22 protein-coding genes are annotated in these 26994 nt (G+C 64.6%); 2 read left to right on the top strand and 20 right to left on the bottom strand.

The genetic code is table 11. The annotated features are described in order from the left end of the window. Position 1: 1 nt before the first annotated feature. From prmA to dsbD, 5 genes are all read right to left on the bottom strand, one after another. On the bottom strand, positions 2-901 hold the full coding sequence (prmA, locus tag AAGT95_RS19180) for a 50S ribosomal protein L11 methyltransferase (protein WP_110598265.1): 900 nt from the start codon (positions 899-901) through the stop codon (positions 2-4). A gap of 83 nt (positions 902-984) precedes the next feature. Then, entirely contained in the window at positions 985-2328 is a 1344-nt protein-coding gene (accC, locus tag AAGT95_RS19175; RefSeq protein ID WP_110598264.1) for an acetyl-CoA carboxylase biotin carboxylase subunit, read from the bottom strand. Between the two features lie 21 nt (positions 2329-2349). Beyond that, positions 2350-2817 (bottom strand): acetyl-CoA carboxylase biotin carboxyl carrier protein, encoded by a 468-nt coding sequence (accB, locus tag AAGT95_RS19170; protein ID WP_110598263.1) that lies wholly within the window; start codon positions 2815-2817, stop codon positions 2350-2352. An 80-nt stretch (positions 2818-2897) separates the two neighbouring features. Continuing rightward, positions 2898-3341: a type II 3-dehydroquinate dehydratase gene (gene aroQ, locus AAGT95_RS19165; RefSeq protein WP_110598262.1), complete on the bottom strand. Its 444-nt coding sequence runs from the start codon at positions 3339-3341 to the stop codon at positions 2898-2900. A 217-nt stretch (positions 3342-3558) separates the two neighbouring features. Beyond that, complete coding sequence (gene dsbD / locus AAGT95_RS19160; protein WP_342594803.1) at positions 3559-5565, bottom strand: protein-disulfide reductase DsbD; 2007 nt, start codon at positions 5563-5565, stop codon at positions 3559-3561. A 288-nt stretch (positions 5566-5853) separates the two neighbouring features. Between dsbD and AAGT95_RS19155 the strand changes: the two genes are divergently transcribed. Beyond that, a complete protein-coding gene (locus AAGT95_RS19155; protein ID WP_342594802.1) occupies positions 5854-6885 on the top strand; it encodes a DUF2333 family protein in 1032 nt (343 codons plus the stop codon). A 282-nt stretch (positions 6886-7167) separates the two neighbouring features. On the opposite strand, the gene ppa is transcribed toward AAGT95_RS19155, so the two are convergent. Further along, positions 7168-7698, bottom strand: coding sequence for an inorganic diphosphatase (gene ppa, locus AAGT95_RS19150; protein WP_110598259.1), 531 nt, complete (start codon positions 7696-7698; stop codon positions 7168-7170). Positions 7699-7897: 199 nt separating this feature from the next. Between ppa and AAGT95_RS19145 the strand changes: the two genes are divergently transcribed. Next, positions 7898-9613: a bifunctional protein-serine/threonine kinase/phosphatase gene (locus AAGT95_RS19145; protein ID WP_110598258.1), complete on the top strand. Its 1716-nt coding sequence runs from the start codon at positions 7898-7900 to the stop codon at positions 9611-9613. Between the two features lie 119 nt (positions 9614-9732). On the opposite strand, the gene AAGT95_RS19140 is transcribed toward AAGT95_RS19145, so the two are convergent. The 14 genes from AAGT95_RS19140 to tssC form a co-directional block, all read right to left on the bottom strand. Next, entirely contained in the window at positions 9733-11016 is a 1284-nt protein-coding gene (locus AAGT95_RS19140) for a TRAP transporter large permease (RefSeq protein WP_110598257.1), read from the bottom strand. Beyond that, entirely contained in the window at positions 11013-11654 is a 642-nt protein-coding gene (locus AAGT95_RS19135; protein ID WP_342594801.1) for a TRAP transporter small permease, read from the bottom strand. The genes AAGT95_RS19140 and AAGT95_RS19135 overlap by 4 nt, the downstream gene beginning before the upstream one ends. 11 nt (positions 11655-11665) lie before the next feature. Next, positions 11666-12643, bottom strand: coding sequence for a TRAP transporter substrate-binding protein (locus AAGT95_RS19130; protein WP_342596551.1), 978 nt, complete (start codon positions 12641-12643; stop codon positions 11666-11668). A gap of 530 nt (positions 12644-13173) precedes the next feature. Next, entirely contained in the window at positions 13174-13998 is an 825-nt protein-coding gene (locus tag AAGT95_RS19125) for a CoA ester lyase (RefSeq protein WP_342594800.1), read from the bottom strand. A 92-nt stretch (positions 13999-14090) separates the two neighbouring features. Next, entirely contained in the window at positions 14091-15290 is a 1200-nt protein-coding gene (locus AAGT95_RS19120) for a CaiB/BaiF CoA-transferase family protein (RefSeq protein ID WP_342594799.1), read from the bottom strand. A gap of 49 nt (positions 15291-15339) precedes the next feature. Further along, complete coding sequence (locus AAGT95_RS19115) at positions 15340-16704, bottom strand: MmgE/PrpD family protein (protein WP_342594798.1); 1365 nt, start codon at positions 16702-16704, stop codon at positions 15340-15342. Then, on the bottom strand, positions 16697-17095 hold the full coding sequence (locus AAGT95_RS19110; RefSeq protein WP_342594797.1) for a VOC family protein: 399 nt from the start codon (positions 17093-17095) through the stop codon (positions 16697-16699). The genes AAGT95_RS19115 and AAGT95_RS19110 overlap by 8 nt, the downstream gene beginning before the upstream one ends. A gap of 8 nt (positions 17096-17103) precedes the next feature. After that, positions 17104-18273 carry an acyl-CoA dehydrogenase family protein gene (locus AAGT95_RS19105; RefSeq protein ID WP_110708598.1) on the bottom strand — a complete coding sequence of 390 codons (1170 nt, stop codon included), beginning with the start codon at positions 18271-18273 and terminating at the stop codon, positions 17104-17106. Continuing rightward, a complete protein-coding gene (locus tag AAGT95_RS19100) occupies positions 18270-19136 on the bottom strand; it encodes an FAS1-like dehydratase domain-containing protein (protein WP_342594796.1) in 867 nt (288 codons plus the stop codon). Before AAGT95_RS19100 ends, AAGT95_RS19105 begins: the two co-directional genes overlap by 4 nt. Before the next feature lie 195 nt (positions 19137-19331). Continuing rightward, a complete protein-coding gene (tssH, locus tag AAGT95_RS19095; protein WP_342594795.1) occupies positions 19332-22007 on the bottom strand; it encodes a type VI secretion system ATPase TssH in 2676 nt (891 codons plus the stop codon). Next, positions 22004-23080 carry a type VI secretion system baseplate subunit TssG gene (gene tssG / locus AAGT95_RS19090; RefSeq protein WP_342594794.1) on the bottom strand — a complete coding sequence of 359 codons (1077 nt, stop codon included), beginning with the start codon at positions 23078-23080 and terminating at the stop codon, positions 22004-22006. Before tssG ends, tssH begins: the two co-directional genes overlap by 4 nt. Then, positions 23044-24879 (bottom strand): type VI secretion system baseplate subunit TssF, encoded by a 1836-nt coding sequence (gene tssF / locus AAGT95_RS19085; protein WP_342594793.1) that lies wholly within the window; start codon positions 24877-24879, stop codon positions 23044-23046. Before tssF ends, tssG begins: the two co-directional genes overlap by 37 nt. Further along, a complete protein-coding gene (gene tssE / locus AAGT95_RS19080; protein WP_342594792.1) occupies positions 24879-25361 on the bottom strand; it encodes a type VI secretion system baseplate subunit TssE in 483 nt (160 codons plus the stop codon). Before tssE ends, tssF begins: the two co-directional genes overlap by 1 nt. Positions 25362-25483: 122 nt before the next feature. Further along, the gene (gene tssC, locus AAGT95_RS19075; protein ID WP_110598245.1) at positions 25484-26983 is read right to left on the bottom strand and encodes a type VI secretion system contractile sheath large subunit; all 1500 of its coding nucleotides are present in this window, start codon (positions 26981-26983) and stop codon (positions 25484-25486) included. Positions 26984-26994: the final 11 nt, after the last annotated feature.

Below are 26994 nucleotides of genomic sequence, written 5' to 3'. Positions count from 1 at the left end.
CTCAGGCCGCGCGATGCCCGGTGAGCAGCACCCAGCCTTCCCGCTCGCGGGGCTCGTCCATCGACAGGCCCTGGGCCCGGTAGGCGTCCAGCACGGTATCCGCCTGGGTGGCCAGAATGCCGGAGAGGGCCAGGTGGCCACCGGATTTGACCCGCTCGGCGATCGTCGCCGCCATGTCGACCAGGGGGCCGGCGAGGATATTGGCGACGACCACGTCGAACTGGCCCTGTCCGATCCTTTCCGGATAGTCCAGGATCAGGCGGGACTCATCGATTTGGTTGCGTTCGGCGTTGTCCCGGCTCGCCTGCAGCGCCTGGGGGTCGATATCGACACCGACGGCGGTGTCGGCACCGAGCTTGAGCGCGGCGATCGCTAGAATGCCGGAACCACAGCCGTAATCCAGCACCTGTCGCTGTGCGACATCCTGGGCGTCGAGCCAGCCGAGGCAGAGCGCCGTGGTGGGGTGCGTACCGGTGCCGAAAGCGAGGCCGGGATCGAGCAGCAGGTTGACGGCATCGGGGTCCGGGGCCTGGTGCCAACTGGGCACGATCCACAACCGGTGACCCATTTGCAGGGGCTCGAAGCCATCCATCCACTCCCGCTCCCAGTCGCGATCGGCCAACAGTTCGTACTCGATCTGCGGGGCGGGGTCGTCGGGAGATCCCTCGGACCAGGCTCGCTGGACACGCTCGATCATCGCCTCGACGCCGGGAAGATCGTCGTAGAGGCCGGTAAGTACCGTCTCTCGCCACAGCGGCGTGGTTCCCCGGTCGGGCTCGAAGAGCGGCTCGTCGTGAGCGTCCTGCAGGGTGATCGCGCTGGCACCCTCGGCTAGCAGCAGCTCTTCCAGCCACTCGGCCTGCTCGGGGGCGATGGATGCCTTGAGTTGTAGCCACGCCATGGGTCGCTCTCCGGAATGATGATGGTGACGAAAACGGGGCGGGCTATCGCTGGATAGACCGCCCCGCCGGGATGGGCTCGGGTTCAGCTCAGCCCGAGCTTTTTCTCCAGATAGTGGATGTTGACACCCCCGCGCTGGAAGGCGCTATCGCGAACCAGATCCTTCTGCAGGTCGATATTGGTCTTGATGCCCTCGACCAGCAGTTCGTCGAGTGCGTTTCGCATCCGGATCAGGGCGATATCCCGATCCGCGCCCCAGGTGATCAGCTTGCCGATCAGCGAATCGTAGTAGGGCGGTACGCTATAGCCGGTATAGATGTGGGAGTCCATGCGCACGCCCAGGCCGCCGGGCGGGTGATAGAGGTCGATCTTGCCGGGGGAGGGCATGAAGGTGCGTGAGTCCTCGGCATTGATGCGACACTCGAACGCATGGCCGCGAAGCTCGACATCGGACTGCTTGATCGACAGCGGCTGACCGCAGGCGATACGCAACTGCTCCTTGACGATATCGACGCCAGTGACCATCTCCGTCACGGGATGCTCCACCTGGACCCGGGTGTTCATCTCGATGAAGAAGAACTCGCCGTTCTCGTAGAGGAACTCGAAGGTCCCCGCGCCCCGGTAGTTGATCTCGATACAGGCATCGGTGCACGACTTCAGCACCTTGGCGCGCGCCTCGGGATCCAGGTGCGGTGCCGGCGCTTCCTCGAGCACCTTCTGGTGACGACGCTGAAGGGAGCAGTCACGGTCGTAGAGGTGGATGGCATTGCCCTGGCCGTCGGCCAGCACCTGTACCTCGACGTGGCGGGGGTTCTCGAGGAACTTCTCCATATAGACGGTGCCGTCGCCGAACGCTGCCGCCGCCTCCGAACGGGTCACGCTGGCTGCCTTGGCGACCTCGTCGTCGTTGCGCACGACGCGCATGCCGCGACCGCCGCCGCCGGCTGCCGCCTTGATGATCACCGGATAGCCGATGCGACCGGCGATGCGGCGAATCTCGGCGTCGTCGTCCGGCAGCGGGCCATCGGAGCCTGGCACCGTCGGCACGCCGGCGGCCTTCATGGCGTTGATCGCGCTGACCTTGTCACCCATGAGGCGGATGGTTTCCGCCCGCGGCCCGACGAAGGTGAAGCCGGAGCGCTCGACCTGCTCGGCAAAGTTGGCGTTCTCGGACAGAAAGCCGTAACCGGGGTGGATGGCGCTCGAGTCGGTGACTTCCGCCGCGCTGATCAGGGCGGGAATATTGAGATAGGACTGTGCCGAGGCGGCGGGGCCGATACAGACGGCCTCGTCTGCCAGGCGCACGTGCATCAGTTCCCGGTCGGCCTTGGAATGAACCGCGACGGTCTTGATCCCCAGTTCCTTGCAGGCGCGCAGGACACGGAGGGCGATCTCGCCGCGGTTGGCGATGAGTACCTTGTCCAACATGATGGTTTCGCTCGTGTGGCCTTAGTTGATGATGATCATCGGCTGGTCGAACTCGACCGGCTCGCCATCCTCGACCAGGATCGCTTCGATCACGCCATCCTTGTCGGCTTCGATCTGGTTCATCATCTTCATCGCTTCGACGATACAAACGGTATCGCCCTTCTTGACGCTCTGGCCGACTTCGACGAATGCCTTGGCGCCCGGCGCCGGCGACCGATAGAAGGTTCCGACCATGGGGGAGGTCACGGCGTGGCCCGTGGGCTGCACGGGGCCCGGCTCTGCAGGATCCGGGGCCGGCGTGGCCACCGGGCCGGGCCCTTGGGCCGCCGGTGCCATGGACTGCGGCATGTACATCGGCTGCTGCATGGCACCGAAGCCATTGGGATGACGGCTGATGCGAACCGACTCCTCGCCTTCCTGGATTTCGATTTCGCTGATGTTGGACTCTTCCAGGAGTTCGATGAGTTTCTTGACCTTGCGTATATCCATGGCGATGTCTCGGGTTGGTTGAATGTGAAAGTTGACGGTGACGGTGTCTTTTCAGCGAGTGTTCACGGGCGAGAAGGGCGTCAGTTGCGACCCAACTGCGAGAGTGCGGCTTCCAACGCGAGGGTGTAGCTCTCGGCACCGAATCCGGCAATGACGCCTCGGGCGACATCGGTGAAATAGGAGTGGGCGCGGAAAGGCTCCCGTGCGTGCACGTTGGAGAGGTGCAGTTCGATGAACGGGATATCGACGCCGGTCAGCGCATCGCGCAACGCCACGCTGGTGTGCGTGAAAGCGGCCGGGTTGAGCAGGATGAAATCGATGTTCTCCTGCCGGGCGCGGTGCACGCGCTCGACCAGCTCGTGTTCGGCGTTGGATTGCAGCCACTCGAGTTGATGGCCGGCGCTCAGGGCCCGCTCGGTCAGGCGCACCCGGATATCCTCCAGCGTGGTCGTGCCATATACCGACGGCTCGCGAGTGCCGAGCAGATTCAGGTTGGGACCATTGAGAACCAGGAGTCTAGCCATGACAGTCCTTGCGCTGTTAACCCGTTCGTGAATTGCCGAGATCGCGTCACTTTGCTGCAAGATGGCGTCGTCGGCGCACCGTTTTTCGTTGGTGTCGAAGTTTGCCGAAAAAGACTGAGAGTGTCCACCCTGACCATCGAACGATGTTCGGTAATGCATGATCTCGGATCTCGGATCTCGGATCACGAGCCATGGGCCGCGAGCGGCTTGCCACCGTTCAAGAGTCTCGCGGCGGGCCGACAGGCCCGTCGTCCCGCAGCCGTTGCTGTACTGCTTCCAGGTGACTGGCCAGTGCCGGGGCATCGATCTCGCCCTGAACGCGAGCGTCGTGGAGCTCCTGCCCGCCGGCGAAGAACAGCAGCCCCGGTGGGCCGAACAGGCCGTAGCGGTCGAGCAGGTCTCGGCTGGCGGCCACGTCCCGGGTCACATCGGCGCGGAGCAGGGTGAAGTCGGCCAGGCGTTCGGCCACCGCTGGCGCGGGGAATACCCGCTGCTCCATCACCTTGCACGAGATGCACCAGTCGGCGCTGACGTCGACCATGACCGGCCGCCCCGCGGCGCGGGCCGAGGCCAGCGCCGCATCGAGCTGATCGAGATCGTCGACGGTCTGGAAGGCGGGGCGCGTCACGTCGGCAGCCGCCCGGGCATCCGTTCCGGCCAGGGGCCGCAGCGGGTCGCCGCCGCCCTGGGCCGCGCCCCATATCATCGCCGTGCCCCAGACCAGCAGCGCCCAGCCCGCTGCCTGGCGTGCCCGTGGCCAGCCGGCAGTGGTCCGCATGTCCAGAGCGCCGAGTGCCAGCGCGCATCCCAGCGTCAACGCGCCCCACAGCAGCAGGCCGACAGGGCCCGGCAGCAAGCGTTCGATCAGCCAGATGGCGACGCCGAGCAGCATCACGCCGAATACTGCCTTGACGCCCTGCATCCAGGCGCCGGTACGCGGCAACCACTGTCCACCAAAGGTGCCGACCAGAATCAGCGGCACGCCCATCCCCAGCGCCAGTGCCAGCAGCGCCAACGCGCCGCCCAGCGTTTCGCCGGTGGTCGAGATGAAGACCAGCGCGCCGGCCAAGGGTGCGGAAACGCACGGCGACACTACCAGTACCGACAGGGCGCCGGCCGCTGCCAGGCCCGCCGGGCCGCTGCGCTGGAGCCGGTTCTGCCAGGCGTCGACCCGCTGGCCGATCGCGCTGGGCAGGCGCAGGTCGAAAGCGCCGAACATCGCGATCGCGAACAGCGCGAACAGCAACGCGAAAGGGATCAGGACCCAGCCCGACTGGAGCCGGGCCTGCAGATTGAGCGAGGCGCCGAACATGCCCATCAGGGTGCCGAGCAGGGTGAAGGTCACGGCCATGCCGGCAACGTAGCTCGCCGACAGTGCCAGTGCGCGCCCGCGTCGGGCGTTCTGGCCCACGATGATGGCGGTCAGGATCGGCAGCATGGGTAGCACGCAGGGGGTGAAGGTCAGCCCCAGCCCGGCGAGGAAGAAGAGACCCAGCGCACTCAGGCCGATGCCCGCGTCGAGCAGTGATCGGAACCGGCCGTCGGCACTGGCATGGGCGAGCGTCGGTGCGTCGCCGGCGGAAGGTATCGGGGCCGGGGTCGACCGGATGCTATCGGGGGGGCTGGCCGGGTTGGCCAGCGGAGCGTCATCGCCGGATCCCGGGAACGGATTGCCGGCGGCCTGTTCGATCGGCGACGACTTGGCATCACGGGTCGCGTCGGTATATGCCGCTGGCGGTGGGCCGGCCTTGGCCTCCAGCGTCCAGTGTTCGGGGGGGTAACAGAGTCCGGCGTCGGCGCACCCCTGGAAGGTGAGGGTGACGGGGATCGAACCTCCGGTATCGGCGGCGTCCTCGACCTTCGATAGCGGTGCGCTGATCTCGACCTGGTCGTGGAAGACATGCACGTCGCCCAGATACGGGTCGTGCTTGAACTCTCCCGGCGGCAGCTCGAGCGTGCCCAGCGTCACGCCGGGCTGGCGGCTCTCCAGCGCAAAGCGGTGACGATAGAGATAGTGGCCGGGTTCATTGCGGATGCCGACATAGACGCGCTCATCGTCATGCCAAGCGTAAGCGTGGAACGCCTGGTCGACGGCCAGAAACTGCGCGTTGCCCTGGGCGAACAGGGGCTGGCGCTCCCGTTGGAGGAGATCGGCGTGGGCGGCGCCCAGCGGTGCCGACAGACAGCAGCAAAACAGCAAAACCAACCGGTAGAAACGCGACATGCTCTAATGGGTATCCCGACGACGAATGAGGCTTGGCCCTGACGAGCTGGGCGGTGGTGACAAAGCCGCGTGAAACGACGCGTCTTTCGATCGCTTGGTGACGGAAAAGTGCCATCGATCGCGTCGGTGGGCCAGGCCCGGCATGCAGCGAAAGGCGGGCTGCGCGTCACGGGGAGCATGATAGGATAGAGTCATATCGTCTCCCAACCCGTTTCCGGTCGGGCCTGGCTGCCGCAGGCGGCCTTTCTCGACATGATTTCCAACCTCCCGAAATGACAAGGATCGTCCATGGCTCTATTTCGCAGGAACAAGGCGCCACTGTCGCGTACCGAGGTTCTCGAGACGCCCCAGTACGGCTGGATCTGGAAGCCGCTGGTGGCACTGGTCGTCATCTACCTGCTGGTCTGTATCGTGCTCGGTATCTGGTGGAGCTGGACGCCCGCGCCCACGGACCCGAGACAGGCGGTCGAGATGCAGCGGGGCTTCCCCCAGAGTGTCGATACCGGCGGAGAGGCGCAACCGGTGCCGCCTGGCGAAGCCTTGCTGGCCACCAATATCTCGATTCTCGATACGCTGCTCCACAAGCCTGGCGGCTACCTGCGCAATGACGTCATGCCCCCGGGATTGTGGCTCGACAACATGCCCAACTGGGAGAAGGGCGTCACGCGGCAGGTTCGCGACGCGGTCGCCATGCTGGGCGGTGCGTTGAGCGTCGGCAGTGCGCCGTTGAACCAGGCCAACGAGTCGCTTGGCGGCGATCTGGACAGCTGGCGCTGGCCGGCGTCCGAGACCCTGCTGAAATCGGCGCGCAACAACCTGGGCGAAGCCTTCACCGCACTGGAAAACAGTGCCGGGCCGGGCGCCCCGACCCAGGATGCGGCCGCCTCGACCGAGCCGGCGGCAGCGCCCGACTCCTCCGCGCTGGCGGAGTGGCTGGGCCAGGTCCAGCAGCGGCTGCAGACCCAGACCCAGCACCTGGCCGCCAACGTCGGCCAGTCGCCGAATGGCGACCAGCAGACGGACAGTACGCCCTGGCTTCGCATCGACAACGTGTTCTTCGAGGCGCGCGGCACCACCTGGGCGCTGGCGCAACTGCTGCAGGCCGCCAGGATCGACTATGCCGACGTGATCGAGAGCAGCGGCGTCGGTGGCGATTTCGACCAGCTGGTGGCGGAGCTGGAGAGCTCTCAGGCCCGCGTCTGGAGCCCGGTGATCCTCAATGGCTCCGGATTTGGACTATTCGCCAACCACTCGCTGATGATGGCCAACTACACGGTGCGGGCTTCCCAACTCGTCGAGAAGATCCGCAATCAGCTCTGATCGCCGGGTCCCAGAGGGTGTTTACAAATTCGACGAGCGAAGGCAAGAGAAGGCGAAATCGGTCGAAAAAAGGACCGGGCTGGCGTTCCAGTTGACACGGGGTAAATGAGCATTTTGACCGGGCTCGCGTACGAGGCCGATTTCAACGCCGTATCGCCGAGCGCAGGCATTTTGTAAACACTCCCTCAGAGCCTGCGCCACAACGTCAAACGCCGCCCCGGGCTGGATGCCGGGGCGGCGTTTTTCGTCAGTGCCGCGAACGGAGGCCCGAGGGCGTGACGCTTACTCGTTCTCGTAGGCGCTGACGGCTTTCTCGATCGCCTTGCGGGCGGCGTCGGCGCCGTCCCATGAGTCGATCTTGACCCACTTGCCCTTCTCGAGATCCTTGTAGTTCTCGAAGAAGTGGGCGATCTGCTGACGCAGCAGCTCCGGCAGGTCGGTGACCTCATGCACGTCGTCGTAGAGCGCGCTCAGTTTCTCGTGGGGCACGCAGACCAGCTTGGCGTCCTCGCCGGCTTCGTCCGACATGTTGAGCACACCCACCGGGCGGGCGCGGATCACGCTGCCGGGCTGGACCGGGTAGGGCGTGACCACCAGCGCGTCGAGGGGGTCGCCATCATCGGCCAGGGTGTTCGGGATGAAACCGTAGTTGGCCGGATAGAACATCGGGGTGGCCATGAAGCGGTCGACCACCAGCGCGTCCATCTCCTTGTCGATTTCATACTTGATCGGCGCGTGGTTGGCGGGAATCTCGATCGCCACGTACACGTCGTTGGGGAGATCCTTTCCGGCGGGAATCTTGTCGAAACTCATCGTTGAGTCCTTGCGGTTTGCAGGTTGAACACCAGCGGGCGAAAATCCGGGGAATTATACGAATAGGCTAGGCCGATTACCAACCCGGGCCAAGAACCGCCATCCGAAAACCTCGACGCGGAGACGCCGATGTCACCGGAGGTGTCGGTCCCGGGACAGGAGCATCCGTCGCCTTCGTCGATCAACCGGGAGAAAGCCGTTGTCGAAAAGCTCACTGTCATTGACCTACGGTCAGGCCTTCGTCGCACCGGATCTGCATCGTCATCGTAGCTCGATGTCGGTTCAGATTCCCCAGGGCGAGCAGCTGGTCTCCAAGGGTGGCTGTGCGCTGATCAGCGACTCCACCTGGCGCAACTCGATCGCCAAGCAGGCCGGCGATCTCAGTGTGCGGGGATTCCTCGCCGACTACTACTCGACTCCCGAGCACTGGGACATCAAGACCTCCGCGACCCGCGTACTGCGTGCCCTGAACAGCTGGTGTCACAGCCAGAGCGGTTATATCGAAGGGGGGAGTTACATCTGCTCGCTGTCGGCGATGATCTTCCATCAGCACGACGCTCACCTGTTCCACATGGGCGATACCCTGGTCTACCGCATCCGGGGCGCGGAGTTCGAGCAACTGACCCGGGATCACGTCACCGACCTGGGCGGGTATCGCTACCCCTCCCGGGCGCTGGGGATGGATGGCCACGTGGACATCGACTACTCGACCTTTTCGCTCAAGCAGGGCGATCTGTTCCTGTTCATGACCCAGGCGGTCCGCGGCACCCTGGTGCCGTCGGAGTACGTGCAACTGATCCGGGCCGATGTCAGCGATCTGGACGCCGCCTGCGAGCGGCTTGCCGAGGCGGCCAACCAGCGGGCGATCGAGCGCGGCTACAACGCCAACCAGTTCTGTTTTCAGCTGGTACGTGTCGACCGGCTCTCGGACGACGAACCGGACGAGCCGCCGCGGGTCTATCACCATCTGCCGGTGCCGCCGGAGCTGGCCAAGGGCGAACGGCTCGACGGCCTGGAGATCGTCGATGTGCTCTCCCGGACCGCCAAGGCGCGGCTCTACCGGGTGCGCGATGTGCGCAGCGGCCGCGAGATGGTGATGAAAGCGCCCAGCCCCGAGCTCTCCACGCGCAACGTCTATCTCGAGCACTTCGGCTTGCAGCAGTGGGTTGTCGAAAGGGTCAACTCGCCGTTCGTGGTCAAGGTGATGGAGCCGGCTCGGCCCCGCCGTTATCTCTACTATCTGATGAGCTACGTCGATGGCGAGACGCTGACCGAGTGGCTGGGACGGCACCCCCAGGCCAGTCTCGAGCAGCGTCTCGAGATCGCGCGGCAACTGGTCAAGGCCGTGCAGGCGCTACACCGCCACGACGTGCTGCACCAGCACATTCACCCCGACAACATCCTGATCGACCGGCATGGCAACCTGCTGCTGACCGATTTCGGCGCCTGCCACAAGCGCGAGGGCGACGCCCTGGGCGAGGCACGTCAACTCGCGCGTCAGGTCGGGCTGACCGAACACAGCGCGCCGGAGTATGCGCTGGACACCGAGGTCGGTCGGCGCAGCGACCAGTATTCATTGGCTTCCACCATCTACTGGATGCTCACCGGCCACCTGCCTTATACCCTCCTGCCCAATCATCTGCGTAGCCATACCGACCTGGAGCAGATGACCTATCGCCGCGCACAGTTGAGCAACCCGGCGATCAGCGGCGATCTCGACGACGCGCTGCGCCGCTCGCTCGATCCGCTGCGGGCGCTGAGGTTCCGCCGGATCACGGAGCTTGCCTACCATCTCCGTCCCGCACCGAAAGGCGACGAAGAGGGGCGGCGGCCGTGGCGGGAGCCGGCTAACGTGTGGCAGGCCATCGCCACCGTGCTGCTGCTGCTGCTGATCCTGTCCTGGTGGCTGAAGTAGTCGCTCTCGATGGGTCGGGCGACGAGGTCGGAGCGCGGGGAGTGCGGTTGCCCGCCAAGAGAGAGGGCGCCGTGACGGCGCCCTCGACAATGGCATGCTGTGATGGCTCGTCTCGTCCGCTAAGGCATTCCCAGCCAGTTCGGCAGGCCGAGCGAGAGGAAGGGCACGTAGGTCACCAGTAGCAGGAAGCCCAGCAGCAGGAACAGCCAAGGCGTTGCGGCCCGGATCGTGCGGGTCAGCGGCATGCCGGTGACGGCCGACGCCACGAACAGGTTCAGGCCCACCGGTGGCGTCACCAGGCCGATCTCCATGTTGACCACCATGATGATGCCGAAGTGGATCGGGTCGATGCCCAGTTGGGTGGCGACCGGAAACAGGATCGGGGCCAGGATCAGGATGATCGCCGACGGCTCCATGAACGACCCCGCCACCAGCAGCACGATATTCACCACCAGCAGGAAGGTGATCGGCGAGAAACCCTGCTCGACGACCCAGGCCGTGATGGTCTGCGGGATCTGCTCCGTGGTCAGGACATGGGCGAACAGCATCGCGTTGGCGATGATGAACATCAGCACCACCGAGAGCTTGGCGGCGTCGAGCAGCACGCCGGGACACTGCCTGAGGGTGATGTCGCGATAGACGAACAGCGCGACGAAACCGGCATAGACCGCGGCCACGGCAGCGGCTTCGGTGGGCGTGAAGAACCCGCCGTAGATACCGCCCAGCACGATCACGATGGTCAGCAATCCCCAGCTCGCCTTGCGGGCGGTGGCGAGGAACTCGCCGACCGACGGCCGCGGCAGCGCCGGCATCTTCTTGATCCGCGCGACGATGTAGATCGCGACCATCAGGATCAGGCCCAGCAACAGGCCGGGCACGATGCCCGCGACGAAGATCTTGCCGACGGAGCTTTCGGTGACCGTGGCGTAGACCACCATCACGATCGAGGGGGGGATCAGGATGCCCAGGGTGCCGGCGTTGCAGACGATGCCGGTGGCGAAATCCTTGGTGTAGCCGGAACGCGCCATCCCGGCGATGACCACCGAACCGACGGCAGCGACCGTGGCCGGGGAGGAACCCGAAAGGGCCGCGAACATCACGCAGGCGAGCACCGAGGCGATTGCCAGGCCGCCGCGGATATGGCCGACGCAGGCATTGGCGAAATTGATCAGGCGTTTCGCCACGCCGCCGCTGGTCATGAAGGCGCCGGCGAGGATGAAGAACGGGATCGCCAGCAGGGTGTAATGTTCGGAGGTCTCGAACAGCTTGATGGCCAGCGAGCTCAGCGAATCCTGGCTGAACAGCATGATGGTTAGCGAGCTGGCGATGCCCAGCGAGAACGCGATCGGCACGTTGAGGAAGAGCAGGCCGAAGAGCACCACGAACAGAAAGGCGATGGTCATGTCGGCTTCTCCTCAGTGCCGGCTTCGTCCTGGAGCTTCAGGGCGTCGGTGGACTCGTTGCTCAGTTCCATGGTGATCTGCTGGCCGCGCAGCATCCGGATCAGCACCTCGATCAGGCGGATCAGCACCAGGGTGAAGCCGACCGGCACGATGATCGTGATGTGCCACTGCAGAACCCCGTACTGGTCGAGATCCTCGGCACCGATGCCGGCCCGCATCAGCGCCATGACCCAGCTGTAACTGGAGACGGCGAACAGCGCGGTATAGGCGATACAGATCAGGCAGGTGATGATGCCAACCCCACGTCGCGCACGCTCCGGCAGCAGTCTGACGATCAGATCGACGCCGATGTTGGCGCCGATGCGCACGATGTAGGCGATCCCCAGGAAGATCAGCCAGGCGAAGCACGCCTTGGTCAGGGCGATGCTCCAGGTCATCTCCTGGGCCAGGTCGATGATGAAATCGCCAATCGCGAAGAGCGGCGTTTCCGCGAACGGAAACAGATCCGCTGCATCATAGAAGACGGTATAGAGGTTATTGACCATCACGTAGCTGAAGGTCACCAAGGTCATGAGGGCGAGGAGGAAGGCCACCAGGCCCTCCTCCAGATGCGCCCAGGCACGCAGGAAACGTGTCATGGTCGGCTCGGTTACTGGGAGGTTTCAGATTGGGCGGTATCGGACTGATTGGCGCCCTGGGCAGCCTCGATCAGGTCTTTACCGATGTCGTCCTGGAACATCTTCCATACCGGACGAACCGCTTCGCGCCAGTCTTCGCGCTCTTCCGGCGTCAACTGGATGATCTCGCTGGTGCCGGCGTCGATGATCGACTGCTTGGCTTGCTGGTTGAGGTCGTAGGCCTGCTGGTTCACCTTCGTGGTGACGTCGGCGAGAATCTCTTCCAGCTGGCTGCGGATATCGTCCGGCAGTCCGTTCCAGAAGTCGGCGTTGGTGATCACCATGTAGTCGATGATGCCGTGGTTGGACTCGGTGATGTAGGGCTGCACTTCGTGCATCTTCTGGCTATAGATGTTCGACCAGGTGTTCTCCTGACCGTTGACCACCCCGGTCTGCAGCGCCTGGTACACCTCGCCGAAGCTCATCTTGCGGGGAACGGCGCGGAGCACCTTGAACTGCTCGTCGAGCACGTCGGAAGCCTGTACGCGGAACTTGAGGCCGCGGGCATCCTTGGGTTCGCGCAGCGGCTTGTTGGCAGAGAGTTGCTTCATGCCGTTGTGCCAATAGGCCAGCCCCTGGATGTTGCGATCCTGCATCGAGTCGAGCAGGCCCTGGCCGGCGTCGGAATGCTGGAAGCGGTCGACGGCATTGATGTCGTCGAACAGGAACGGGAGGTCGTAGAGCTGCAGGCTGGGGCTGTACTGCTCGAACTTGGCGAGCGAAGGGGCCAGCATCTGCACGTCGCCGAGCAGCAATGCTTCCATCTCCTTGCCATCGCCGTAGAGCGATGAGTTGGGATAGACCTCGACCTTGACCCGGTCGCCGAGCTTCTCCTTCACTTCCTCGGCGAACATCTTCGCGCCCTGGCCCTTGGGCGTGTTCTCGGCCACGACGTGGGAGAACTTGATGACGATGGGATCCTGCGCCTGAGCAGTCGCAACGCCACCCATCAGGATGGCAACTCCGATCGCGCCAAATACTGTTTTTGGATTGATGAGGGACATGGCATTTCACTCCTGGGTTTGTTCTGTCGTCTTGGCGTCTGTCATAACGCCTTATTAGCGATGCCAGGCGGAGTATGCGGATAATTATCTCGATTCGTATATTCAACCTTCGGCGGGACTCGGGACCATTAGGGCGATAAAGATAACGTTTTTCTCTGGTTTAAAAAGTTTAAAAAGTCGGAGCTGGAAAGTTGGAGAGTGCCGGTTTTGATATGATGTCAAAAACATAAATTCTATTGAATTCAAATAGTAATGTTATTTTCATGAATTCTTTGAAGTGCAGATCATAGCCCGTCGTCGACGGAATTTCATGCTCAATCATCGTCGCAGGATCGCGGCTATTCCGGCAGGTTGCCGCGGCAGTCAAGCTCGAGGTCACAGAAGTTAACGTGGACCATCGTCGCCAGGACAGCGAGATTGCACGAGCTGGCGGCACGCTGGTAATGCTCGCCGCCAACTGTTTCGGTTAGGGTCTTTCAGCCCCGGTCGGCACTGGCGACGAGCCGTCGGGCGCGGGCCATGACCGGCGCGTCGATCATCTGGCCGTCTATCTGCCCGGCTCCGGCGTCCTGCTCGGCCGCTGCGATCACGCGCTTCGCCCAGGCCAATTGGTCGGCGGTAGGCAGAAACGTGTCGTTGACCACCGTGACCTGGCTCGGATGGATACAGAGCATGCCGGCAAAGCCCATCTCGACGGCGCGCCTGGCGGCGCGCTGGATGACGCCCATGTCGCGGAATTCGGGATGCACGGTCTCGATGGGGGCCGCGAGTCCGGCCAGGCGCGACTGCAGGATGATCTGATAGCGTGCCTGGTCCAGCATCCCGTTCCCCCCTTCGCTACCCGGCTCGATGCCAAGGTCCAGGCTGAGATCCAGTGCGCCGAAGCTCAACTGGACGACACCCTCGACCCGCGCCAGCTTTCCCAGATGGTCCAGGCCCTTGGCGCTCTCGATCAGCGGAATCATCGGGTAGCCGAGTGCCTCCACCTGGGCCAGACTCCTGGTGCTTTCCGCTTTGGGAACGACGAGCCCGGCGATGCCCGGCCGGTCACGGCATAACGCGAGATCCTCGAGAAAATCATCGGTGTCCGCGGCATTGATCCGCACCCAGACGGTGCCCGGCGATGCAGTCTCGAGAAAGTCACCCAGCGCCCGACGGGCCATAGGTTTCACTGCTGGCGCGACCGCATCCTCCAGATCGACGATAACGATGTCGGCGCCGCTGGCCAGCGCCTTGGGAATGCGCTCGGGGCGATTGGCCGGCACGAACAGGGCCGAGCGAGGTGGGTTGGTCAAGGTCATGAGCCGATTCCTTGCGGTGGCGAATGCGTGGTGGATGAATGGCTGCGTGAGCGATGGATGGCGGGTGTCAGCCGGTCTTCAGGCGGTACCCGTCAGATCGTACCGGCCTGGCGCAGGGTGTTCACCTGCTCGTCGGCGTAGCCCAACTGCCTGAGGATAGTCGCGCTGTGTTCGCCCAATGCGGGGACCGCGTCCATGCGTGGCTCGTACGCTGCATTGCGTCCGGGCGGCAACGCTGCCGGCACCTGCCCGCCAGGGGTGATCACGTCGCGCCAGCGATCTCTCGCGGCCAACTGCGGATGGTTCCACACACCGGCCATGTCGTTGACGTGGGCATTGGCAATCTGGGCCTGATCGAGACGGGCGATCACCTGCTCCGCCGTGAGTTCGGCGAAGACCGTGTCGATCAGCTCGCGCAGGGCGGCGCGATTGGCCGAGCGCTTGAAGTTGGCATCGAAGCGCTCGTCCGCGGCCAGCGCAGGCTGTTCCATCACCTTCTCGCAGAACAGCTGCCACTCGCGCTCGTTCTGCAGACCCAGCATGACCGTGCCGCCGTCGCCGGTCGGGAAGGGGCCATAGGGGTAGATCGTGGAGTGGGACGCGCCGGCGCGAGGCGGTGGTGTGGCGCCGTCGAAGGCGTAGTACATCGGATAACCCATCCACTCGACCAGGCTCTCCAGCATCGAGACATCGATGTGCGAGCCCTCGCCGGTTCGCCCGCGAAGCAGCAGCGCGGCAAGGATGTTGCTGTAGGCGTACATGCCGGCGGCGATATCGGCGACCGAACAGCCCGCCTTGGCCATGGCATCGGGTTCCGGGCCGCCGGTGACGGAGAGAAATCCTGCCTCGCTCTGGATCAGCAGGTCGTACGCCTTCTTGGCCTCGTAGGGGCCGCCTTCACCATAGCCGGAGATGTCGCACACGATCAGCCTGGGGAAGCGCGCGTGCAATGCATCAAAGCCGAGCCCCATTCGGGCAGCGGCGCCGGGCGCCAGGTTCTGCACCAGCACGTCCGCCTCGCCGAGCAGATCGTCGAGAATCGGCGCGGCAGCCTCGTGCTTGAGGTTGAGCGTCAGGCTCTCCTTCGACCGGTTGGTCCAAACGAAGTGCGACGACAGGCCGTGAACCCGCTCATCGTAACCGCGGGCGAAATCGCCGACACCGGGGCGTTCGACCTTGATCACCCGAGCCCCCTGGTCGGCGAGCTGGCGGGTACAGAAGGGCGCGGCGATGGCGTGTTCCAGGCTGACGACGGTAATGCCATCCAGCGGACGAGGCGGTTGAGCAGTCATGAGGGATCCTGTTCGCGAAATGGAGATGCGATGCCGGCGGGTCGCCGGCTCACAGCAGTGGCTCGAGGCGTGCCACCGAGGGCAGGTGCCAGGCGTGGGCGATCAGCCTGACGACTTCGTCATCGTCGGCGGCACCCGAGAAGGTCACGAGGCGGCGGAACTTCGCCTCCAGCTCTTCCCGGCTCAGGGTGTTGCCCGGATCGCCCTTGGGTTCATCGATGGCCGCGCTCAAGCGGCGGCCGTCGCGGGTCGTGACCTCGACCCGACCCAGCCAACGTCGGGGGTAGGCCTCATCCACCTCCGGGTCCAGTACCATCGACACACGCTGGCGGAAACTGGCCACCGCCTCGTCCTGCAGGGCGTGATCCCGGAAGCTGGCCAGGCTGGCGTCGCCATGAACCGCGATCAACCCCAGCACGCTCCCCATCGAAAACTTGGCCTGATGAATGGTGCGCGGGTCGACCACCGGTCCGAGCACGTCGATCGCCGCCTGATGGACTCTCGCCGTGACGCTCTCGATGGCGTCGTGGGTCAGCGCTTCTCGCTGCATCAATGCCAGCAGGGCGTCCGCCGCCGGGTGCGTATGCCGGCAGGAAGCATGGAACTTGAACGACGTCTCGACCAGCGCCCAGCGCTCGCCGAGACGATCCGTCAGCCGGCTCGGATCGGCATCGGTCGACATCCCGGCAGCCATTCCCTGGGGGCCGTCGAGAATATGCCTGGCACCGGTTAGGCCGCTGTGGGTCATGTAGGCGGCAAGGAGACCATCGGAGGCTGCCTTGGCCGTGTGCAACTGCTTGGAATCGGCGGCGTCGCGCAGAAATTCCCATAGCCCCGCCGCCTGGGTGCCGGCGTTGCCGAGCAGGTTCACGAAACCGTCGGTGTCGAGTTCCATGAGCTTGCCTGCGGCCACGGCGGCGGCCAGCGTCCCGGCGGTGCCGGTGGTATGGAAGACACGGTAGTGGGAGCGACCCAGAAACTCGCCGATCCGAATGCCCGCTTCGTAACCGGCCACGGCGGCGGTGATCAGCGCCTCGCCGCTGCTGCCCAGGTCCTGGGCGGTGGCGAGGGCGGCAGGAAAGACCACGGTCGCCGGGTGAAGCACCGAGCTGTTGTGCAGATCGTCCTGCTCGACCACATGCGAGGCGGCCGCGTTGACGAGGGCGGCGAAGTGCGGCGACGTCATGCGCCGGTCGGTCAACTGCTGGCAGCCTCCATCACTCGGCCCCATGAGTTGGCTGTACTGCTCGAACAGCGGGATCGGTGCGTGGTTCTTGCCGGCCAACGCCGAGCCCAGCCAGTCCAGGTAGTAGGCCTGGCAGCGCTCGACGACCGCTTGCGGGATGTGGGCGTAACTAAGCTCGGCCAGAAAGCCTGCCAGTTCTCGCGTTCGATCATGGGACAGGTCATTCATTGCCAGGCTCCTCCATGCGATTGGCGATCTCGATCAGGTTGCCGTCAGGGTCGCGAACGTAGACGGAACGGATCGGGCCGGTGGCGCCGGTCCGATCCACCGGACCTTCGATGATCGTGATCTGTTCGGTCTCGAGGTGGGTGATCACCTGCTCCAGTGGTGTGTCGCTGAGGAAACAGAGATCCGCCGAACCCGGCACGGGGCGATGCGCCTTGGGTTCGAATTCCTGGCCGTGACGGTGCAGGTTGATCTTCTGCTGGCCGAAGACGAGCGCGCTACGCCCGTTGCCGAAGGCGATCCGCTTCATCCCCAGCGCACGACCGTAGAAATCGCAGGTCGCATCGATATCGGCGACCGTCAGCACCAGATGATCCAGCTGTGAGATCTTCATGGGTAACCTCAGAACGAGCGTGGCAGGTCGAGCAAGTGCTCTGCGACGTAGGAGAGGATGAGGTTGGTGGAGATCGGAGCGACCTGGTAGAGGCGAGTCTCGCGAAACTTGCGCTCGACGTCGTACTCGGTGGCGAAGCCGAAGCCGCCGTGGGTCTGCAGGCAGACATTGGCCGCCTCCCACGAGGCCTTGGCCGCCAGGTACTTCGCCATGTTGGCGCTGGCCCCGGCCGGCAGACCGGCATCGAACTCCTGGCAGGCACGCCAGCGCATCAGATCGGCGGCTTCCACCTCGATATGGGCCTCGGCGATGGGGAACTGCACCCCCTGGTTCTGACCGATCGGGCGATCGAACACGACGCGCTCGTTGGCGTAACGGCTGGCCTTGTCGATGAACCAGCGGCCGTCGCCAATGCACTCCGCCGCGATCAGGGTGCGTTCGGCGTTGAGGCCGTCGAGAATGTAGCGGAAGCCCTTGCCCTCCTCGCCGATCAGGCTATCCGCCGGCAGCTCGAGATTGTCGAAGAACAGCTCGTTGGTCTCGTGGCCGACCATGTTGTCGATCGGCTGGACCGTCATGCCATTGGCGATTGCCTGATGCAGGTCGACCAGGAAGATCGACATCCCCTCGGACTTGCGCTTGACCTCGGCCAGCGGCGTCGTGCGCGCCAGCAGAATCATCAGGTCAGAGTGTTGAATCCGCGAGATCCACACCTTCTGGCCGTTGATCACGTACTTGTCGCCGCGCTTGACGGCCGTGGTCTTGATCTTGGTGGTGTCGGTGCCGGTGGTGGGCTCGGTGACGCCCATCGACTGCAGGCGAAGCTCGCCGCTGGCCAGCCTGGGCAGGATGGCGGCTTTCTGCGCCTCGCTGCCATGCTTGAGCAGCGTCGCCATGTTGTACATCTGGCCGTGAACGAAGCCGGCATTGCCGCCGCAGCGGTTGACCTCCTCCAGAATCACGCTGGCTTCCGCCAGACCCAGACCCGAGCCGCCGAACGCCTCGGGGATCATCGCACCGAGCCAGCCGGCTTCGGTCAGCTCGGTGACGAACTGCTCGGGGAAGCCCTGGGCCTTGTCGATGTCGCGCCAATACTCGCCATCATATTGCTGGCACAGGCTGCGAACGCCGTCGCGGATCGCTTCCAGCGCCTCGTGGTCGATGGGGTTGAGGCTCATGCTCGAGACTCCTGGTCTTCAATGTCGTGGAATTCAACCGTGGCGCGATGGGCCGGCCCGTCGTCGTTGCCGGCGGTCAGCTCGGCCGTGCCGTGGTCGGTGATCCGGCCGGTGGTACGAAACGGCTTGTCGGCGATCAGCGGACGCAGGCCGCGATACTGCATGCGCGTCGGGCGCAGTTGGGGATTGGCGTCGCAGAACGCCTGCAGTTGCAGCGTCGCGATCAGCGGGCCATGGACTACCAGCCCCGGATAACCCTCGGTCCCGGTGACATACGGCCAGTCGTAATGAATCCGGTGGCCATTGAAGGTGACCGCCGAGTAGCGGAACAGCAGCACCGGGTCGGGGTCGAGGGTCTGCGACCAGTCGGCTTCCGGCATCGGCTCGTCGAGCGACAGTTTCGGCGGAGAAGGCTGGCGATAGACGATATCCTGGGCTTCGCGAATGGCGAGCTCACCAGCCTGGGAGTAGTCGTGCTGTACCGTCACGAACAGCAGCGAGCCGGTGCGGCCGTGCTTCTCCTGAATATCGGTCACGGTGGAGACGCGCTGTGCTTCGATACCCACTTTCAATGGAGTGAGAAACTCGACGCGGCCACCGGCCCACATCCGGTTGCGGTTGTCCGCCGGCGGCAGGAAACCGCCACGGGTCGGATGACCATCACCGCCGAGCTGCGCACCGGGGAGCGGATTCTGGAAAAACGCCCAGTGCCACAAGGGGGGCAGGGGCTCGCCTGGTTCTGGGCAGGGTCTGCTGAACGTCGCCGCGACCCTGGCAACCAGGGCGCTATCGAGACGATCCGTGCTCTGCTCGCGGTTGCCTAGCCACCGCTGGAGCGTCTCTTGGGACAGATTGTCGGGCATGACGCGATTTACCAATCTGGGGAGGTATCGCCAGCATGGCCGGACTCGATATCGGGGGAAATCTGTCTTTCGTGGCAGGGGGCTTTGGTTTCGCTGAATACGACTTTGGTGGATGACCGTCGCGCGCCGAATGGCAGACGTCCCCGACGGCACGCTCGGCCGCCGGGGACGCTATCGTCTTGCTACGCTGCTGACTCAGCTCAGCGCGTAAGCGAATTCCCCCTGGTCGTCGAGGCTGACCGTCAGTTTCTCGATTGCCTCGCCATTGGCCATCTTGTCCAGCACCTGGGCGGCGACGGTCGGCATCAGGCTGCCGGAGAGGATGTTGTCGATATTGCGTGCGCCGCTGTCACTGTCGGTGCAGCGCTCGGCGACGGCTTCGATGATCGCCGGGTCGTACTCGAACTCGGCGCGATGGTTGTATTCGAAGCGGTGCTTGATGCGGTCGAGCTTGAGCCGCACGATGTTGTGCAGAATCTCTTTCTGCACCGGGTAGTAGGGAATGATGTTCAACCGGCCCAGGAACGCCGGCTTGAACACGCCGTTGAGCTGATCGCGCAGGCTTTCGACGATCGCATCCGGCGCGGGCAGGGACTCGACGCCCAGGCACTGCTGCATGATGTCGTCGGTGCCGACGTTGGAGGTGAGCAGGATCACCGTGTTGCGGAAATTGATCTCGCGACCTTCGCCATCGTCCAGCACGCCCTTGTCGAACACCTGGAAGAACAGCTCCAGCACGTCCGGGTGGGCTTTCTCCACTTCGTCCAGCAGCACCACGCTGTAGGGCTTGCGGCGCACCGCTTCGGTCAGCACGCCGCCCTCGCCGTAGCCGACGTAGCCGGGGGGCGAGCCCTTGAGGCTGGAGACGGTGTGCGCTTCCTGGTACTCGGACATGTTGATAGTGATGACGTTACGCTCGCCACCGTAGAGGGTGTCGGCCAGCGATAGCGCGGTTTCGGTCTTGCCGACGCCGCTGGGGCCGAGCAGCAGGAAGACCCCGATCGGCTTGTTGGGGTCCTCCATCCGCGCCCGCGAGATTGCGATGCGCTTGCCGATCTCGGCGAGGGCGTGATCCTGGCCCAGCACGCGCTCGCCGAGCAGTTCGGGCAGGCGCTGCACGGTGGCGATCTCGTCACGCATCATCTTGCCGAGTGGAATGCCGGTCCAGTTGGAGATCACCTCGGCGATCACGTTGCCGTCGACATGGCCGTGCACCAGCGAGTGCTCGCCCTGAATCGCGGCCAGCTCCCGCCGGACCTCGCCGATCTGCCGGCTCAGCGCGTCGCCATCGCCATCCTGCTGGCCGGCCTCGATGGATTCGCGCTCTGCCTCCAACCCCTTGAGGCGCGTCACGATCTCCTGCTCGCGCTCCCAGCGTGCGCTGAGATCGTCGATCTCGCTGCGGGTCGCGGTGAGCTGTTCGTCGAGCGCGGTGAGGGTTTCCGCATGATCGCTGCCTTCGCGCTGTTCGCGCTGGAGAACGGCGATCTCGCTGTTGAGATTGTCGACGCGACGATGGGCGTCCTCCAGCGCCGCCGGCTGCGAGGACTGCGCCAGGGCGACCCGGGCGCAGGCGGTGTCGAGCACGCTGACGGCCTTGTCCGGCAGTTGGCGGCCGGTGATATAGCGGTGCGACAGGCGAACGGCCTGGACGATGGCATCGTCGAGAATGGTCACCTTGTGATGATCCTGCATCCGTTCGTTCAGGCCGCGCAGCATGTTGATGGCCACCGGCTCGGCCGGCTCCTCGACCTTGACCACCTGAAAGCGACGGGCCAGCGCCGCGTCCTTCTCGAAGTACTTCTTGTACTCCGCCCAGGTGGTGGCGGCGATGGTGCGCAGTTCGCCGCGCGCCAGCGCCGGCTTGAGCAGGTTGGCGGCATCGCCCTGGCCGGCCTGTCCGCCGCTGCCGATCAGGGTATGGGCCTCGTCGATGAACAGGATGATCGGATGCAGGCTGCGCTTGGTCTCCTCGATCACGTTCTTGAGTCGGCTCTCGAACTCGCCCTTGACCCCGGCGCCGGCTTGCAGGAGCCCCAGGTCGAGGGTGCGCAGCTCGACGTTCTTGAGCGGCGGTGGCACATCGCCGTTGACGATGCGCAGTGCCAGACCTTCCACCACGGCGGTCTTGCCGACACCCGCTTCGCCGGTGAGGATCGGGTTGTTCTGGCGGCGTCGGGTGAGGATGTCCACCATCTGGCGCACCTCCTCCTCGCGGCCGAGCACCGGATCGATGCGACCGGCGCGGGCATTGCCGGTCAGGTCGATGGTGTACTGGTCCAGCGCCGGGGTCTTGCTCTTGCCGGGGCGCCCGCCGCCGGACCGGGTGTCCGAGGAGTGGCCGGCGCTCTGGCTCGGGCCACTGGCGTTCGTCCCCTCGCCGAGCGGGCGCACGTGTTGATCTTCGCTGCTGCCGCCGATCAGGTCGTCGAGATGTGCCTGCAGGTCGTCGACATTGATCCGCTCGAGCTCACGGGCACCATCCAGCAATACCCGGCGCAGTTCGTCGTCCTTGAGCAGCGCCAGCAGCAGGTGGCCACCGCGAATCTGGGCCTCGCCGTGATCGATCGAGGCGATCACCCAGGCGCGCTCGATCAGCCGGGTGATGCGCGGCGACAGGGCGGGCGTTCGGGTATTGCCGGTCTTGAAGGTCGAGACCGTCTCCTCGAGCTGCGTCGCCAGGCGATCGAGCGACACGTCGTAGTGCCGGGCGATGCGCAGGAAGTCGTTGTCGTCGCTGTCGAGCAGCTTGAGCAGCAGGTGCTCGATATCGACGTCGTACTGGCGCTCGGCCAGGCACAGTGCCGCTGCGCCTTCGGTGGCTTCGCGGCAGGGATCGTTGAGCTTGTCGAAAAGGGATTTGAGACTCACGCCGTGGCTCCGTCGTAGGGAATGTCGAAGAGTGCATGGCCGTGGGAGGCGGCCGGTCGGTCGGCGGGTTGGAGCCAACCCAGCCGCCCCAGGTGGATACTGCCCCCCGCACCCAGTTGGGGGGCGGGAATGCTGTGCCTGTCGAGAATCAACTCGATCTCGAAGTCGAGTTCGATGCCGGCGTAGAAACGCACCAGCTTGATCAGCTTCCGGTGCGCTTCGGTGTCCGGCAGTAGCGAACGGTAGGCGCTCAGGCTCAGCGGCCCGAACGAGACGCGAAAGGCGGATTGATAGTCACGCACCCGGGTGCCGGCCACGGCACTCTCCCCGAGCCTGGCATTGGCCTGGCCGAGGCGGGTGTACTGCGCCGGATCGAGGCGTATCCAGCGGCCAGCGAACGAGTCGACCCGGCAGGGCAGCTGGAAGGTGTACTCCAGGATCGACTGCAGGTTGCTCGGATTGCGCGGCCGCTGCGACCACAGCCCGGAAAACCAGCTGAACAGGTCACGGCGCAGCGAGCCGGGCGCGGCGTCGCGGGCGAGACTCTTCTCCAGCGTGGTGGGCGTGAAACCCACCAGGTGCAGCAGCCACTCCTCGAAGTCCGCGCTGCCCTTGCGCTCGTATTCGATATGGAAGCGGTACTTCTGCCACGCCTCGTAGAACAGCGCCGTCATGCGGTGCGAGAAGAAATCCATGAACGCATGGGCGGCATCGTCGCGCTTCTCGATATGGCGGTTGATCAGCAGTTCGGTGTAGGGGCGCGGCAGGACGCCGGACGGCCCCACCAGCCCCATGAACGTGACCTGGATCTCGCTCAGCGGATCGCCGCTGGCGGAACGGACCTTGTCGCTCTCGAAGGAGAGGTCGCTGATCTCGCTGGGCGGGAAGTTCAGCGAGAGCAGCGAGCGAAACCGCAACGGGTCCTGATGGGGGCGGTTTTCGGGATCGATACGCCCGGTGCGGCTGTAGTGCAGCCGCAGCAGGCGCACGAGCTGGAAGAACCCGAATCGCCAGGGCTCGGCGCGGGCCTGATCGATCAGACCAGGGGCTGAGTACCGGTTCTCGGCTTCCATTGGGCGACTCGCTGTTCGCGCTGACGAGAGCGCAGGGTGAGTTGGGTGAAGCTGTTGAGGCTGCAGTACTGGCCGAAGAAGTGGTCCAGCACCATGCCGAACAGGTAGATACCGCTACCGGTGAACTGGCTTTCGTCGAGCTCCAGGGTGATGCCGGTGCCGCGCACGAAGGCGGGGCGCGGATGACCGATGCGCGTCATCACCGGTTCGCTCGCGATCGAGGCGATGCCGTTGATCTGCTTGCGGATCGCCGAAGCCTGGCGATAGTTGTAGAGCGTCAGCAGCTCCATCAGCGCTTCGCGGCCGTCGGAGACCAGCGACAGATGGTTGAGCGACAGGTGCGAGACCAGGCGCCAGATCAGGCCCTTGCCCATGGGCGGGCGTACCGGCGCCGTCGGCTTGCGCAGGCAGCGGATCTGCTGCACCACCTGCTCGCGTTCGAGGGTGAAATCCCCCTGCGGATGGCCGAAGGTCATCAACTGCGGGAGGTCGCGATTGCTGCAGGTGAGCTTGAGGCTCAGGGTGTCGCTGCTGGCGTCGAGCATCTCCAGTTCGCGATCGACCACCCTAAGGCGCATTTCGGTGCCCGGGTCGCGGGCGTTTTCCGAGGCGACCCGCCGCGCGATCCAGTAGCTCTGGCGGGCCTGCTTTTCACTGTCCCGCGGTTCGAAGAAGGGCAGGCAGGGCGCGACCTCGTCCTGCATCGCGGTGCGAATGACCCGCGTGATCTCGTCGATCGAGACGATCTCGGTGGAACGGGAGTGGCGCACGTCCGGCACCACCGGATATTCATGGCGCGTGTGGCTGAGCTTGATCGGTTCGGCCTGCTGCGGGAACAGGTTGACCACCGGGGTGCAGCCGAGACGGAAATTGTGGCGCCCCACGGTCTGCGCCAGCCGGGCGAGACGCTCGTGCTGATCGTAGTCGCGGAACAGGAAGTGAATCTGGATCTGGGTCACCGGCTTGCCGGCGAGGGGGCGGGCCAGGCCGTTCAGGTCGAAGAACAGGAATTTCTCGGGAAAGGTGAAGTACTCGTGAAGCAGGCGGTAGCCCAGGAACGATCGCTCGGAGTAGTCGATCAGCCCTTCGTCGTGACCGAAGCCGACCGGGGTGATGGCATCCGGTGCCAACCCGATCTCGCGCTGCTGGCCGGCATCGACGAAACTGACCGAGATTCGCGCCACGTTGTTGAACAGCAGCTCGTAGAGCGGGTGCATGAGTGTGCCTTCCCCGTCGAGGAAGAATCTCAGGCGATCCATGCCCAGCTTGCCGAAATCGGTGTTGCCGAGGCTCTCGAGCGACAAGGTCAGCTTGGCGACGTTGTCGTTGCCGTGGGCATTGAACGACGAGCGCTCCAGCCGGGTCAGTTCGGCGCCGCTCACCGCCACCGGCCAGACATCCACCGGGTAGCAGGTGCGGAAGCGGCAGAAGGAGTCCTCCACCGGGCGTGAGTGCAGCGCCGTATGCCGGGGCAGGTGATACGCGCCGGTCAGGGAGGTCTGTGCCCCCGGGTCGAACTCGACGATCGACAGTGCCGGTGTCGGACGCAGGTAGTGCGGGTAGAGCACGTCGAGAAACGCCTCGACGATCTCGGGAAAGTCGTCGTCGAGTTTCTTGTGAACCCGGGCGCTGAGGAAGGCGAAGGACTCGATCATCCGCTCCGCGTGGGGATCCTCGCAGTAGTCCCCCTCGAGCAGCAGTCGCGAGGCGATTTTCGGATACCGTTGAGCGAACTCCTGACCCAGAAAACGCAGGTGGGAGAGTTCCTTCTCGTAGTAGGGCAGCAGGTCGTCGAGCATCAGATCAGGTTCTGCACCTTGTATTGGCGAGTGTTGACTTGCAGTATGGCATCGAAGGCCACGCGCTGGCTCGCTTCGCTCAGCGACAGCACGGCTTCGATGCGGAACTGGAGAATACGGTCGTGGCTGTCCTGGTTGAGCAGTTGCACGCGCACGCTGCTGAAGCGCTTGTCGCCCTGTTCGATGGTGCGTTCGAGCTGGCGCTGGATCAGCCGGCGATCCTCGGTGCTGCGGACGCCACGGCTGATGAAGTCCGGCAGGCCGTAGTCGAGCAGGGTGCCCTGCAGTGACGGCCAGCCATCCAGCCCGTCGGCCACCAGCTCCCGGCGGGTGTTGACCAGGAGTTCGAGATCGCGCACCACCGAGCTCTTGTAGTCGGCCAGCGAACAGCGATGGCCGGGTTGCGCTTCGGTCGAGTGCTGCGGCTCATCGTCGAGTAGACGGTCGAGCAGGGTCGGAACCATCTGCAAGGGTTCGCTCATCTCATCCTCATCTCACGATGGATCGTGGCGGCGTCGTCCCGCGCGCCGCGCTTCCCGGATATCGCCTCGGATTCGCCGGCGGGCATCGGTACTTGACCGCTGCCCGCCTTCGGTCGTGCGGATCAGGAGCCGCGAGTGGACTGCGGCAGTTCCGACACCAGCCGCAGCGACGCGGTCAGCTCATCGAGCTGGTAGTGCGGCCGCAGGAAGGTGACCGCCTTGTAGGCGCCGGGCTTGCCGGGGACCTCGGCGACTTCCACGCGCGCTTCGCGCAGCGGGTACTTGGCCTTGGCTTCCTGGCCGGCGTTGTCGTCCAGCAGTACGTACTGCGACAGCCATTCGTTGAGGTAATCCTCCACGTTCTGGCGCGAGGCGAAGCTGCCGACCTTGTCGCGCATGATCGCCTTCATGAAGTGAGCGATGCGCGAGGTGGCGAAGATGTACTGCAACTGCGAGGAGAGGCGCGCATTGGCGTTGGCCACGTCGGTGTTGTACTGCTTGGGCAACTGAGCGGACTGGGTGCCGAAGAAGGCGGCGTAGTCGGTACCCTTGCAGTGCACCAGCGGGATGAAGCCCAGGTCGGAGAGCTCCTTCTCGCGGCGGTCGGTGATCGAGATCTCGGTGGGGCACTTCAATGCCACCTCGCCGTCGTCGGTCTGGAAGGTGTGGGTTGGCAGGTCCTCGACCAGGCCGCCGCCCTCGACGCCACGGATCGCGACGCACCAGCCGTACTTGGAGAACGCATCGGTGACCCGCGCGCCCATGGTGTAGGCGGCGTTCATCCACAGGTACTTGTTGTGGTCGCGGCCGTCGACGCTCTCGGTGAAGTTGAACTCCTCCACCGGCGTGGTTTCCTCGCCGTAGGGCAGGCGGCCGAGCACGTGGGGCAGCGTCAGGCCGACGTAGCGGGCATCTTCCGAATTGCGGAAGGACTTCCACTTGGCGTATTCGACGGTATCGAAGATCTTGGAGAGATCCCGCGGCCCGGTCATGTCGGTGAACGAATCCCAGCCGAACAGCTCCGGCGAGGCCGAGGAGATGAACGGCGCATGCGCCGCCGCCGCCACATGGGAAACCTGCTCCAGCAGGTACATGTCCTGCGGATGGCGGCCGAACTCGTAGTCGCCGATCATCATGCCGAAAGGGGCGCCGCCGAAGGTGCCGTACTCTTCCTCGTAGACCTTCTTGAACAGCGCGCTCTGGTCGAACTCGGAGGCCGACTTGAGATCCTTGACCAGGTCCTTCTTGGACGCGTTCAACATGTGGATCTTCATGTTGGTGCTGGTCTCGGACTGGTCGGTCAGATACTTGAGGCCACGCCAGGACGCTTCGAGCTGCTGGAATTCGCTGGCGTGCATGACCTCGTTCAACTGATCCGACAGCAGCGAGTCGATCTCGGCGATACGCGAGTCGAGCACCGCGATCAGGTCCTTGCTCGGGGTGACCTCTCCCTCCAGCACCTGATTGACCAGTTCGTCGATCAGGTCACGGGTACGGGTGCGCTCGGTCTCCGAGCGGGCCACGCGGCTCTCGGAGATGATGCTGTCCAGCAGTGAAGTCTCCGGCGCGAAGACTTCCTGGGTTTCGGTCTGTGACGTGTTGTCGGTCTGATTGTCGGCCATGGAAGACTCCC

It is taken from the genome of Salinicola lusitanus (assembly GCF_038648475.1).
In the GTDB taxonomy this organism is placed as follows: Bacteria; Pseudomonadota; Gammaproteobacteria; order Pseudomonadales; family Halomonadaceae; genus Salinicola; species Salinicola lusitanus.
Note: the sequence above shows the minus strand (reverse complement) of the source record. Positions and strands in the feature narration are given on the sequence as shown.